Origin of the sequence: Variovorax sp. LjRoot84 (assembly GCF_964254305.1) — a bacterium.
Lineage (GTDB): Bacteria > Pseudomonadota > Gammaproteobacteria > Burkholderiales > Burkholderiaceae_C > Variovorax.
This window is the reverse complement of sequence record NZ_CAXUTE020000001.1, coordinates 508682-521270: the sequence shown is the minus strand read 5'-3', so window position 1 is coordinate 521270 and position 12589 is coordinate 508682. Positions and strand designations below refer to the sequence as shown.

At 62.6% G+C, this 12589-nt stretch carries 10 protein-coding genes and 1 tRNA gene; 2 read left to right on the top strand and 9 right to left on the bottom strand.

What is annotated here, in order from left to right; genetic code table 11:
- Positions 1-85: 85 nt before the first annotated feature.
- The 6 genes from ACSQ9I_RS02725 to ACSQ9I_RS02700 all read right to left on the bottom strand — a co-directional run bounded on the left by ACSQ9I_RS02725 (position 86) and on the right by ACSQ9I_RS02700 (position 8308).
- Complete coding sequence (locus ACSQ9I_RS02725; protein ID WP_436315700.1) at positions 86-139, bottom strand: hypothetical protein; 54 nt, start codon at positions 137-139, stop codon at positions 86-88.
- Positions 140-194: 55 nt separating this feature from the next.
- Positions 195-692 (bottom strand): DUF2278 family protein, encoded by a 498-nt coding sequence (locus tag ACSQ9I_RS02720; RefSeq protein WP_436312205.1) that lies wholly within the window; start codon positions 690-692, stop codon positions 195-197.
- A gap of 47 nt (positions 693-739) precedes the next feature.
- Positions 740-1318 (bottom strand): hypothetical protein, encoded by a 579-nt coding sequence (locus ACSQ9I_RS02715; protein WP_436312204.1) that lies wholly within the window; start codon positions 1316-1318, stop codon positions 740-742.
- Positions 1319-1752: 434 nt separating this feature from the next.
- Entirely contained in the window at positions 1753-5745 is a 3993-nt protein-coding gene (locus ACSQ9I_RS02710) for a DNA/RNA non-specific endonuclease (protein WP_436312203.1), read from the bottom strand.
- The gene (locus tag ACSQ9I_RS02705; RefSeq protein WP_436312202.1) at positions 5742-6995 is read right to left on the bottom strand and encodes a caspase family protein; all 1254 of its coding nucleotides are present in this window, start codon (positions 6993-6995) and stop codon (positions 5742-5744) included. The genes ACSQ9I_RS02710 and ACSQ9I_RS02705 overlap by 4 nt, the downstream gene beginning before the upstream one ends.
- Entirely contained in the window at positions 6992-8308 is a 1317-nt protein-coding gene (locus tag ACSQ9I_RS02700; RefSeq protein ID WP_436312201.1) for a hypothetical protein, read from the bottom strand. Before ACSQ9I_RS02700 ends, ACSQ9I_RS02705 begins: the two co-directional genes overlap by 4 nt.
- A gap of 560 nt (positions 8309-8868) precedes the next feature.
- Here ACSQ9I_RS02700 and ACSQ9I_RS02695 point away from each other — a divergent pair.
- Positions 8869-9732 (top strand): hypothetical protein, encoded by an 864-nt coding sequence (locus ACSQ9I_RS02695; RefSeq protein WP_436312200.1) that lies wholly within the window; start codon positions 8869-8871, stop codon positions 9730-9732.
- Between the two features lie 297 nt (positions 9733-10029).
- Here the strand turns inward: ACSQ9I_RS02695 and ACSQ9I_RS02690 are convergent, their stop codons facing one another.
- From ACSQ9I_RS02690 to ACSQ9I_RS02680, 3 genes are all read right to left on the bottom strand, one after another.
- The gene (locus ACSQ9I_RS02690) at positions 10030-10287 is read right to left on the bottom strand and encodes an Arm DNA-binding domain-containing protein (protein WP_436312199.1); all 258 of its coding nucleotides are present in this window, start codon (positions 10285-10287) and stop codon (positions 10030-10032) included.
- 101 nt (positions 10288-10388) lie between these two features.
- Positions 10389-10458, bottom strand: a tRNA-Arg gene (locus ACSQ9I_RS02685).
- A gap of 44 nt (positions 10459-10502) precedes the next feature.
- The gene (locus ACSQ9I_RS02680; RefSeq protein WP_436312198.1) at positions 10503-11159 is read right to left on the bottom strand and encodes a TetR family transcriptional regulator; all 657 of its coding nucleotides are present in this window, start codon (positions 11157-11159) and stop codon (positions 10503-10505) included.
- 146 nt (positions 11160-11305) lie between these two features.
- Between ACSQ9I_RS02680 and ACSQ9I_RS02675 the strand changes: the two genes are divergently transcribed.
- A complete protein-coding gene (locus tag ACSQ9I_RS02675) occupies positions 11306-12577 on the top strand; it encodes an efflux RND transporter periplasmic adaptor subunit (RefSeq protein ID WP_436312197.1) in 1272 nt (423 codons plus the stop codon).
- The last annotated feature ends 12 nt before the right edge of the window (positions 12578-12589 follow it).

Genomic DNA, 12589 nt, shown 5'->3' with positions numbered 1-12589 from the left:
ATTAGAGGTTCGCATGCGACCGATCCCAGTGATCGAGGCCCTACTTCGCCGGGTTCCCGTTTCCGTCAGTCTTGAACGTCTGCGACTAAAAGGCGAAGAGGAAGGCCAGCCACTTACCGTTCCGAACCTGAAAGACCAATCCACCGTCCTGGTAGACACCATTGTCCTTCTGTACTTACCGCTGTTCCCTTGGTTCATGTGAATATCGAGGATCCCGTTGCCGGGCAGGAACTTGAAGTACTACTGGTCCTTCTTCCCTTGCTGCGAGCCCCACTTCTCACCAAAGGCACAAATGAGTGAACCGACTTGGCCCACGGCTGAACGACAGCATCCTCAACCTTGTCCTTCAAGTCATTGTTCACGACAGGCGCGTCCGGCCGTACCTCCTTAATCGCCGACGGCTTGAACCACTTGTTGCGCACATAGTCCAGCACCAGCCCGCCCGGCCGTGAGGCGAGCTTCGTGTAGCCCGGCTTGAGCCTCTGCAAGCCCTGCGCGAAGGCCTCAGGTAGCTTGGATTGAGCGAGGAACAGCAGAGTGGACGGTGCGTTGGGCGCGGAGGACTTCACGTTTACAGCGATACGATGAACAGTGTTCCCCGCCGTGGCGAGGATCTGGTAGTGGTCGTCATCAGCATCGCGCAGATGCCCGGTCACCGTACCCTTCAGTACGCCGTACTTCTTCAGTGTCAATGCTGGTCTCCTTTGATGCTGCCACCTGTGGATAGGGCGTCACTCAGTCACGGCGTGCTGCACTGCGTGCCGATCTCTGTCTTGCTTCGATCCAGCGGTGACGCGCCGGCGGCCACCAGGTTGGCGACAACGTCTTGACGAAATGCCGCCAAGCGTTCGGGCGTGTCTTCTCCCTTGCTCGAGACTTCCAGGATCACATCGCCATTGGAAAGCCGCCATATCTCGAGCGTGAGCGAATCGTCGCCGGTCTTGTAGCGGACCATCTTGCTCGAGCACCCCCGCTGACGAGGCTGCAGCGAGGTGGGTACCGCGGCGTCAAGCGTAGCTTTGGCGGTGCAACTCCAGGAGAACGCCCGGCGCACCTCCCCGCCGGCAAGAACGGAGATGTCAATTTCGTCCTTTCGTTCGCTCTCCTTGCGCAACGGACACGACCAGGCCACTTCGACACCAGGGGAGTGAGCCAGCGGCACTCGATACTTCCAAGTGATCTCCGGCTTATGGCCGCGCACTCGCTCTCGAAGTGAGGCATCGAACCCGACAGGTGCGTCTGCGGGCTTGGTCACGTCGAAGTACCGCACGCCGAACTCCGTTGGCTTCTTGAACTGTTGCTGCAGAAGTACGGACACTTGCTTCGCTGACTTGGGACCGCCTGCCCCTGGCGACCAGCGTACGGCCAACTCGGCGGCTGGGCCTGCGCAAGCTGACCCGCTCAGCAAGAACGCGCCCACAAGCAAAGGTAGTCTCATGTCGGTCCTTCTAATCGGCGCTGCCCAGCGCGCGCAAATCATGTGGCCTACTGACCCGAGAAGTACAGCGGCCGCAAACGAGAGGCAACACGGCCCCAAGAGGCGCTCTTGTCAACTCCATGGCACCCTCCCACTGGCGAGAACGGAATCTGACTCCAGTGCTGCAGGTAACTCCTGTTTGGGTGGCTTGCTGCCAAGTAGGCGCGCATCTGGTCCATCTTCGAACTACGAAAGTACCGGTAAGTACGGTTTCCGATGCTTGCTGGGATCTTGTGCAACAGGTAGCTGAGCCCACGGACCAGACAAAATCGGCCTCATAGCTCAAGCCGAGCAAACCTCGCCACTTCCTGGCCGTCCGGACTGGCAACCTGGTCCGCTTGCCGCACCGTGGCCGGGAACCGAAGGATGTTTCCGAGGCGCCCCTCCAACGCCGCAATCGACACCATCCTCTTCTTCCATTCCGACGTGGGCAGGAACTCGAGTGAGCGCGGATCCAGGACCTCGCCTGTGCGCAAGGCTTCCAGCGGAACCTGGGTGAGATCCTGCTCCAAAACGAATGCGAAAGCCTGGAGCCGATCGCCCTTTCGGGCGACGATCAGCTTCCAGAAACTGCGGGGAATCTTGATGCTGACCGGCCCCTGGTTGTCTACACCGCGAAATTGCTTGTCCGTGCTGCGAAACACCGGGCCCGCAAACACACAGTACGTCTCCGACTTCGCCTGCATTAGAACGAAGTTCTCCAGGTCGCCCCAGTTGTCCACGCCTCGGGCCGACTGGTTGTAGCCGGCAACCTGGGGTGAGCAGTTCGTCGTGTGGTAGGTATCGCCATTGGCACGCTGCACTTGGGCGTACGAGTTGCCCCAGCAGACATCGTCGCGTCGGACGATGTGACCCTTGTCGAAAGCTCCGCGGTCGTTGCTGTAGAACCTGTCGGAAAGCTGGTCAGCCTCGGCGATCCGCTGATCTGTAATCCATTCCTCGAGGTTGTTGTCGCCAAGGCCAGTGAGTCCTTTCCGGGTGTAGTCCCTGCCCGGCTCGGGCTGGCGGTTGGACTTGCGTCCGTCCACGTTGGAGGCGGTGAACAGGGCCAGGCGACGCTCCTTGTGCATGACGACGGAAAAGTGCTCGTACGGAATAACGTAGCCGCCGTCATTGCCGAGCATGCGCGAAACGATGCCGAGGTCAGTTACCTCGGGAACGGGCACAAGGAAATCAGGCCCGAGGAACTTCGGGTCATAGCCGGAACGCGAAGCGTAGTTCCGATCGATGATGGGTTGTTTGGGCGTCAGGCGCTCAAGCAGGCCCGCAGAGGCTGCTGGAGTGGCGCTGCGGGCGGCTTGATGGACCATGCTGCCCGGCGTTCCTACGCTGACCGTGATCGTGATCGGAAGGGCGAAGTTCACTTCGCCTGCCGTCACCATGGCACCGGCACTATCGGCGAGCCGGGTACTTGAAACTGAAGTTTGGGGCGACATGGGCGGGGGCTCGATGATCGGGGACTGAGGCGGGAGGGCAGGCGGAACTGCGACGGGGGCCGGGATTGCTTGTTCCTCGACCGTGACCAGAGGGGGACTCAAGACCTGATCCACCAACTGCTGCTGGACCGAACCGAGATTGGTCAGGCTCTGGAGCCGCGTGAGGATGCTGCTGATCCTGGCACCTTCGTTGGCCACCCACTTGATGCTGGTTTCCCCCATATCCTCATTCCACACGCGCCCGTCCAGGGCGAGGATCTGGCCGGCTTCGTTCCTTGCCGGGACGCCGGAATGGTGCAGGCCGATCATTTCCCACTGATTGTTGTAGAGAGGAGAACCGGACGAGCCTGGGGCGGTGTCTGTTTGGTAGTGGAGGAAGTTGTCCAGTCGGTCGATGAGCTCGTTCTGCTGCAGCGCGATCTGCTTCGACCGTCCATCCGGGTGCTGAATGATGTTCACGCTTTCGCCGAGGATGATCTTTCCGAGTTCCTGGCTCAAGCGGTTGAAGCCGAACTGGGACAGAGGCGTCTTACCGTCTTCCGAGCGTTCCGCTACCGCTACAAGCGAAAAATCTAGTTCCGGATCCGCGTGAAAGAACAGCTCCGGCAGTAAGGCAAACGTGCTGACCGGTAGCGGCCGACCGTCCTCCCCTTTCTCGAAGTCGAACTCTGCCTCTGAGAAACGCGCGGACTGGGCGTCCGTCAGCACGTGATGGTTCGTCATCAATAGGCGTGGCGAAACCAGCGAGCCGGTTCCAAAGCCCAACGTGCTTGAGGACTGATCATTCACGCGGATTCGGGCAACCGTGCGCGAGACTTTTGTTCCAATCTTGAGGAACACCGTCCCGAGCAAGTTGTTTCCTCCGAGGATGCGCTCGAGCACCAAGGTATCGACGCTGCCAAGCGACTCCAGTTGAGAGCCACCCAGGGAAGCGGCCAAGGCGTCCTGTACGAGGGGCTGCGAGAGCACGCGCTGGCTGCGCAGCGCAATCGATTGCGGAGCGTCCACCTCAAGCAGGCTGCTCTTTCCCTGCTTCACATCTTTGATCTTTTCGACTTGCTCCTCGCGCGCTACGGCCCGGCTGTCGAAGCGCTGCTGCGTGCTAGCCATGACGTGCGGAGGCAATCGCAGGGCGCCACCCGACTGGGCGGAGCTCCCGGGCGTCGTTTCGGCTGCACCCAGCACCTCCAGCGCCCCCACCGAGCCGGCAGGTTGTGCGGCCGGGGTGCGAATGACTTGGGCGGAGCCGCCGAGCTGGCCATCGAAGTGCAGCGTGAGGGTGCCGACGGCGGCGGCCCCGCTGGCTCGCACAGCGGGAGGGCTCTCGTTGCCCGGCGTATTGGGAGAGCTGCCGATATAACTCAGAAGTTGGCGACGATAGTCGGTGTACGGGCAGAATGTCTGCAGCAGCGCTACCAGGCTACGTGCGCGCTGCAGCTTCTCCGGGTTCAAGCGGCTTGCCTTCGTGCGCAGATAGAGGTCGAGCCGATCGAGGGTGTAGCTGAGGCCTTCTGCGAATAGGGGTAGACCGCGCTGCGCCATCAGCAGGAACGCGTCGAGCGCTTCCTGATGTTGACCCTGGCGCGCCATATGTTCCCCGCAAATGACAGCAGCGTCAGGCAGCCATGGCAATTTGTCGCACAGATTGCGCGTCCAGTTGCTGCGGCTCAGCCGCTCCAAGCGGTTGAATCTGAGAAGCGCATAGCCACCGACCACTGCCGCGATGGGATCGTCGAACTTGTCGGAAAGGAGTTGTTCGGCCGTCCGTGTCTGCTCTCCGGCGAGGGTAGCCTCGGCCTGTCGCAACGTCCCGGTGGCACGATAGCGCAGCAGGGAATCCGCTTCCACGTTGTCAATGTGCAAGTCGATCGATATCACGTCCACATCGGCGGAGGGATTGAGCGGCGCCGGCAGGCGCGAGAGCTCGACGGTGCACCCTCGTTGCCCAGAGATCGGTAGTGCAATGTGGAGAGGTGGGCGGCCCGCCTGCCTGACCTGAAGCACGGACACCGCCGCCATCCCTTCGATACGCAGCCGTATGCCTTTGTCTTCCTTGATGTCTCGCCAGATGCCATCGTCTCGGACCGGCGACGACTTCAGCGCGAGCGCATTCCCACGGTAGACGGCGAGTTGTACGTCCAGTGCGTCGGTCGATGGCAGGCGCGCTGCAGGCTGCTGCGAAGTACTTGCCACGATGACCGGCCCCAGAGACTCCAGGACCTGGGAGGCGGGGCTGCCAGTGACGTTCGCTCGCACAGGCGCAGGAGTCTCGAGTTGGAGTTGCGCAAACTCGTCCAGCAGGCTCGCAATGTCCGCGTCGCCCGTCCCTGCCGGCGCCGGCCCGAGCGACTCAAACCCTCCGACATCGCGCAAGACGGCAGGCTCGAGCAACTGACCTGGAACGGCGGCGAGTCCACCGGCCGGAACTTGCGGCCCTGTTCCGAACGCCGCGGGCATGGGCGAATTCCAACTCGCCTGCTGGAACAGCCGTGATGCCGGCAAAGCCGCCTGCACGGGGAGACCGAGGTAGCGAGATAGCTCCTCCGTCTCGTGCGGCGATCGTTCCTGTTCACGAGGCTCGAGGACTGCTTCGACCGACGGCCCGGGCGCGTCCGGTATATCGACGGAACACGTCAGTTCCTGGCCAGCGGGAAGGCGTGCCAGGGCAAAGTAGCGCCCCGGTGCCAAGCCACCGACCGACTGCGTGCTCGTGGTGCGCGCCACGACCGTCAGGTTCTGCGTCCGCACTTCCACCGGAATTTCCAACTGTTGGAGATCGCTGGAGTGAAACGCCGTGCGGAAATGGATGGAGCCTGTCGCAGGGAGAGTCATAAGAGCATCCTCACTCTCGTGCGGCAACGCAGCGGCTCGACGGAGTGGCTGAACGCATCCTGCGCCCGGAACCGAGGGTCCGCCGTATGCTGAGTGGCACTGATCCGATAGACCCCTGGGGCCAAATCCCGCCGGAATGGGTGTTCGTCCGTTGGGTAGCGGAAGTTCAGCGGGTCGGTCGCCGGGTTGTCGAAACTCGTCAGACTCACTGCAGTGCACGGCAGCGCTCCGGGAGGATCGACCTCGATTTGAAGGGGTACGGTGGGGGGGCCACGCATGTAGCAGAGGACCGCGTCATCGCCGCTGCCGTCCATCGTCCACCTCTGATCGCCACCATGCTCGCGGTTCACCTCCTCGAGCACGATCGGCAGCCCCTGCGTCAGCGATTGCGTGGACACATACCATTCGTTTTGCGCCCGATCTGCGGCCGTGCGATCAGGCGGGAAGGCGGCACGTCCTGCCAGGCAACGCAGCAGCGCCTTGCTGAAAAGCGTCTGCTGCCCCGGCACGGCCTGCGCCTTTCCATCCGGGAGAGAGGCAAAAAAAATGGGAGCCCGCCGATCGTCAAGACCGGTTTCCAGGACGTCGAAAACGGGCGCCACTTGGAGGTCCGCCATCGAAAGGATGCGCGTAGGCAGGCTCCGGCAGGCGTCGATGAAGTAAAACTGGGTTCGGGCGATGTTCGGATATGCGGCAGAGGGCGCCATTCCGTTGCGCAGAGAGCTGACGTCTACGCTGTGCCTTGCCAGCGGTCCAGGCCCGCCGAAACTCTCCAGCAGAAGCACCTGGTTGTTGCGACTTTTCTGAATGCCGTGTCCAGCAAAATAGAACAGGGTGCCATCGCCTGCGCCGCGGGACGCGTCTGCGCGCCATTTTTCCGCCGCGTCTTGCAACGCGGAGACCGTGCACCCAGGCACCCCCAGGTCTTGAATACCAGGTTCAAAGCGCACACTCTCCGTCGCCTCGCCCGGGGTCGGCGTGAGCAGCATCCGGCATGTGGCCAGCGGCCGCGGCAGCCGCCCTTGTTCATGTGCCTGGAGCAGCCACACGAACATCAGGTAGGCCGTGAGCGACGTGGAGGTAAGCGGAAGCATGCCCAGCCCGGCATCGCTGGGGAGGTTGCGGTAGGCGCTGACGCCGGCGATCAGAGCGTGCAGGCCCACCTTGCCCTGCGCCGCGAGCTGCTGACGTGCGTCGTACACGAGCCAGGGTTCGGCAGGCGGGCGGTTCGCCGCCAGAACGACGCTCATAGCCGCGCCTCCAGCTCTTCACGCACGAGTTCGTAGAAGCTTGGCCTCTTAAAATAGGCTCCGTGGGCATCAAGGGTTGCGGCGCCAGACTTGAACTTGAGGTCCTTGATGAGCACCTGCGAATCCGGATCACGGAACACGGGTTCGACGAGGAAGCTGAGGACGTCTGCAGGATCGTAGATGTTCAGCCAGGTCCGTACTCTCCCAGCGAAGGGCGCGACCGACTGCGGGCTCCTGATGCCGATGTCGCTGATGGCGAAGAGCTTCATCTCTTCGAACTGGCCCACCTGTCCGCCCGCTGAGATCCAGACGTCGACCTTCAGCGAAGGGTCGAACTCGGTAAGCAGGTCATAGACGATGTTGCCGCCCATCGAGTGGGTGATGATCACCAACGGCTCGCCCGGCTTGCGCGCAGACAAGGCCTCGAGCACGAGCTTCGGGATAGGGCCTGGGCCCGCGGCATTGCCGCGGCGCAGCAGATAGACGAAGACATCCCCCAGAAAGCGGGTGATGTTCTTGTGGAGCTGCTCTCGGTAGGCATCCAGAGCGGCAATGGAGGCGACCCTTCCCCCGGTCTCCTTGGTGCGATCGAAGAGCTCTCCCACACGATCCTTCATCGCGTCCCACCAGCCTGGGCCGAGGCTTTCCAGTCCGCCAGGGGCTGGTTCGGCTGGAGATGGCACAGCAGAACTTTGCGCAACCAGTTCCTCGAAGCGCTTCTGTACCCGCCTCTTCAGCAGTTCAAGCACAGCATCGTCGGATGAGGCGTTGCGGACCTCAGTGGCGACCGTTGCGTCCCGTGAGACCTCATGCGCGGCCACCAGGAGCAGTCCCTGCAGCATGCCCTCGGCGTTCTGTGCACCCGGCGTCATTGCGATTGCTGAATCTGCCAGGGTTGATTCAGAGTGGATCAGGGGTGCCAGGACCGACTCGAGCAGCGCATCAAGGTCGCGCTTGCCAGCCTCCAAGAGAGGATCTCCGCCACCAAGGCCCTCGAGCGCACTCGCGCTCGCAGTTGCAGGTCGGGGCGGCCTGACCAGGAGCATCTGCTCCAGATCCGAAGCTGGAGTGCCACTCGCCGGACCCAGGTCCTGAAGGAGCCGGACGTCCGGAAGCGTCGTCTGGTTCCAGTAGTGCGTGACGCCAAGGCCGCCCCAATAAGGGCTGATGATCTCGAGGCCAGCGTACTGAGAGTTACGCTTCGCCAGCGGCTCGAGCAGGAGTCTCCTGATCAGCTCGTCTCTTGCAACGAGATCCTGTCGGTACATCTCTCCGTCGCGAACGTTGACCCCATGCAGGAAGAGAACGGGCATATCTCGCCTCCATCTGTCAGACGCGACCTGCCTTGGTCGCTGGGTGAGTTCCGCGAGCTGGCCCAAGGTAGAGCTGCTCACGGACGCCGGTCCGCACTGCTGACCTTATGTCGCTGTTGGCGAAGTCTCTTGCAACGTGCGAATCGCTAACGCTGCCTCGGCAAAGCACAGTGGTAGCGCGCGTCACCGCGCCGCGAAACGCCCAATGACCGATTCGCTGCACGCAAGGCTTTCGCCCCGCGGAATCCACGTTGCACGCCATATCTCCTCCTCCACGCTGCAGAAGCCTATTGGCAAATATAGATTGATCCTGCGCGACTGCAACAGACTCAGCTTAACAACGGGAGGCACCTTCCGCATCCACCAAATGGTGGATGAGGGCGGCGGCCAACCGCGTCTTGCGTGTCAACCTTCATAGCCCGATACTTGAGGGGGAACAAAGAGGCGGGCAAGCGTTGCCGCTAGCCTGTGTGTATTTGAAACCGAGGCCGCGAGACGCGTGCGGGTTCGAGTCCCCGCCGGGTGCATCATGATTTTGCTGCCGCGGTCGGAGAATAAGAATGCCTACTCCCGGACTATCGCTTGTCGGCTTCCTTCAGCAGCAAGACGCCATCAATCTGCTGCGAAGTACTTGCGTTGTTGCCGATCCGTCAGACGCGGCGTTGACGGCCGAGTGGCAGGCGGCAAGAGCGAAATTGGGCCCTCCAGTACCGAATGCTGGACGCCCTGGAATCAGCAACGTACCTGCGGCAGGGCAAGCGCACATGGCGCAACTAGTGCAACGTCCATGGATTCAAGCGCACCTGCAGGGCGACATGGTAGGCGCTACGTTCCAGTTGATTGAACTGGCGCCATTGCTCGCAATGCAATTCAATGTTGACATCGCACGCTCCGACCATCACAACGGAGGAGTGAGCGCCCCGGCCCCGAACGTCGACGACTTGTTCAGCATGTGCCTGCCATTGGTTCCAATGATAGAGAACGTCCGCACGAGTGCTGTGCCCAACGCGCAGAATCCAAACGCTTTGCTGGTCACGTCTCGTGGTTTGAATTTCTACCCAATGGCACAGGGGTTGATGCAGAACGCCTCGGGCAATTTCATTGGGGTGCAGGTCGGTGTAACGGTCCCACTTATGCACGTTGTACGGTACAACGGACGCTGCTATCTTCACAACGGTTTTCACCGAGGCGTAGGCCTGTTGACCAGAGGTGTGACGCACGCCCCATGCGTCTTCAGAGACGTTGCGGATTTCGGTGCCGTTGGGCTCATGCCCAACAAGACTTTTGATGGCGCGGTCCTGGAGTCGGGCGATCCGCCGACCCTAGCGCATTTCGGGCAAGGTCGCGCCTATGACGTTCAGTTGAAGATTTTTACCCGCACCATCCACGTCAGTTGGGCTGACCACGTCACCACCGAAGATTGAGCCTCAGCTACTGATCTTGACGATCACGGTAGGCGAGTTCGGAACGAGCGGCTGCGTTGCGTTTGGCGCAGGGTTGCGGTTGACCAGTCGCACGTCTTCCGTTGTGGAGACGCCAGATTGGTTCGGGTATTGCTGCGTCGTAAAACCCACAGGTAGACGACCCGTCGTAAGTTGCGCTTGGTCTGCCATGGCAGGTTCGCCTTTGGCGGCATATGCCGCACCGTTTCTTTGCTCGGACTCTTCTATAAGATAGAAGAGCAACTTCCTATACTGGTTAGTTTACGCTGACATGGCGCCTTAGCACAGCGGGGCAGGCCACATAAGCTGTGTAGCCCCTTCTGCTGATGCGCATTCGGTCACGCCGCGAGCCGCCTGACGGCCTGACGCGCGGGCCCACACCAAGGTCCGTCGCTTGCCGTCGAGGCGGTAATCCATCCTCCAGTACTTGCCGGCAGCGCTGACCAGCAAGTACATGCCACCTCCGTCGGAGTACTTGTCCCCGCTGGGCTTGCCAGTGTGTTTAACCTGTCGAACGAACGTGTCTCCGAGTGCCATCGCTGTCCCCATGTGACGGTATGTCATGCTACGTAGTGCGACTGCGTGAGGCAACAAAAAACCCGCAATGCCAGGAAGCATGCGGGTTCTGAGCTGGTTTGAGACGCCGCCAGGAATCGAACCTGGATCTCAGCCTTCGGAGGGCCGAATTCTATCCGTTGAAATACAGCGAGATGGGGCTCCGGCCAGCGACCGGAGCCGGTCATTATCGCCCATCAGGCGGCGGCCTTGCAGGCTGCGTCGACAACCATCGACGGGCGCTCGAACCCCAGGCCAGCCAGGTAGACGCGGAAGATGTGGCGGCCGGCCGGCACGAGATCGAAGGCCTCGGGTTCCAGCAGCCAGTCCTGGATCAGCCCGCTGATCACCGCATGCAGGCCGTAGGCCGCGGTCTTGACCGGAATCGGCAGCTGAATGTCCGCCTGGCGCGCCGCGTGCTGCAGCGCATTGCCGAAATCGACCACGCATTCGTTACGCGCGCTGCGATGGCGCTGCAGCACCGCGTCCATGTCGCTGGTGTATTCGACCTTGAGCGTGGCGACCTCGAACACGCGCCGCACCTGCGGATCGCTGACCATCAGGCTCAGGGCCTGGACCATCACCCGCTCGATCGCCACCAGCGGATCCTCGCCTGTCGTGCTCGCCTCACGCGTCGCCGCCTCCAGCGGCAGCGTGACGCGCTCCATCATCGCGTTGAAGAGGTCCGCCTTGTCCTTGAAGTGCCAGTAGATCGCCCCACGCGTGGCGCCGGCCTGCTGCGCGATCTGCTGCAGCGAGGTCTGCGAAACGCCTTGGCTTTGAAACAGCACTTCGGCAGCATCGAGCAGCCGGTGCCGTGTCGCCTGCGCCTCTTCCTTGGTACGTCGGACCACTATGCCCCCTTATGGATATGAGGTTAATGACTATACATGCATGAATGTATGTAAACTAGAGGGCCTCCCGATGGCCTGACTCGCCGTGATGCTTTAGGCACCCGCGCCGCGACGTACCGTCCCCCTTCTTTGCTCAAAGGAATCGCATGCCTGTACTGCATGTCTCGCGTCATTCGTTGTTTTCGCCGCGCCGCGCGGCCGTCGCGGCCGCGGTCGCTGCGGTGCTTGCGCTCGCGGCCTGCGGCAAGAGCGGAGCACCGGCCGCCGCCCAGGGTGGCGGCGGCGCACCGCCGCCGCCCGAAGTCGGCGTGGTGGTCGCCACGCCGACCGATGTCGGACTGGTGACCGAGCTGCCCGGCCGGCTCGAAGCGTCGCGCGTGGCTGAAGTGCGCGCCCGTGCCGCCGGCATCCTGCAGCAGCGGCAGTTCCGCGAAGGCAGCGACGTGAAGGCGGGCCAGCCGCTGTTCCGCATCGACCCCGCGCCCTACGCCGCTGCCGCGCAGAGCGCCGAGGCGAGCCTGGCGCGCGCCGAAGCCAATGCGGTGCAGGCCAAGGCACTGGCCGAGCGCTACAAGCCGCTGGTGGAAGCCAACGCGGTCAGCAAGCAGGAATATCTCAATGCCGTGGCCGCGGCCAAGACCGCCGAAGCGGATGTTGCGGTGGGCCGCGCCTCGGTGCAGACCGCCAGAATCAATCTCGGCTACGCGAGCGTGACGGCGCCGATTTCCGGCCGCATCGGCCGCGCGCTGGTGACCGAAGGCGCACTGGTGGGCCAGGGCGATGCGACCGCGCTGGCCGTGGTCCAGCAGATCGACCCGATGTACGTGAACTTCACCCAATCGGCCAGCGACGTGCTCAGACTGCGCCGCGCGATGGAGGCCGGCCAGTTCAAACGCGCCAGCGGCGCCGACGCGGCCAGCGTGCGCATCCTGCTGGAAGACGGCAGCGAGTACGCGCTGCCGGGCAAGCTGCTGTTCTCCGACCTGACGGTCGATTCCACCACCGGCCAAGTCACGCTGCGCGCCGAAGTCCCGAATCCGAAGGGCGAGCTGCTGCCCGGCCTTTACGTGCGCGTGAAGGTGGAGCAGGCCCAGGTCAGCAACGCGATCACCGTGCCGCAGCAGGCGGTCACGCGCACCCAGCAGGGCGACACGCTGACGGTGGTCGATGCCGAGGGCAAGATGCACAAGCGCACGGTGAAGATCAGCGCGGCCCAGAACAACCAGTGGATCGTGCTCGATGGCCTGAAGGCCGGCGAGCAAGTCATGGTCGACGGCTTCCAGAAGCTGATGATGATGCCGCCCGGCGCGCCGGTGAAGGCAGTGCCCTGGAAGGCGCCGACGCCGGCTTCCGCCGGCTCTGCGAACGCTGCTCCTGCTGCCGCGGCAGCCGCTTCGGCTCCCGCCGCGAAGCAGTAAGGAGCGTCCCCG

What these genes read in the sequence shown, in the direction of transcription:
- ACSQ9I_RS02675 (WP_436312197.1), top strand. Translation starts at nt 11,306, where the DNA reads ATGCCTGTACTGCATGTCTCGCGTCATTCGTTGTTTTCGCCGCGCCGC.
- ACSQ9I_RS02700 (WP_436312201.1), bottom strand. Translation starts at nt 8,308, where the DNA reads ATGCCCGTTCTCTTCCTGCATGGGGTCAACGTTCGCGACGGAGAGATG.
- ACSQ9I_RS02710 (WP_436312203.1), bottom strand. Translation starts at nt 5,745, where the DNA reads ATGACTCTCCCTGCGACAGGCTCCATCCATTTCCGCACGGCGTTTCAC.
- ACSQ9I_RS02690 (WP_436312199.1), bottom strand. Translation starts at nt 10,287, where the DNA reads ATGGCACTCGGAGACACGTTCGTTCGACAGGTTAAACACACTGGCAAG.
- ACSQ9I_RS02695 (WP_436312200.1), top strand. Translation starts at nt 8,869, where the DNA reads ATGCCTACTCCCGGACTATCGCTTGTCGGCTTCCTTCAGCAGCAAGAC.
- ACSQ9I_RS02705 (WP_436312202.1), bottom strand. Translation starts at nt 6,995, where the DNA reads ATGAGCGTCGTTCTGGCGGCGAACCGCCCGCCTGCCGAACCCTGGCTC.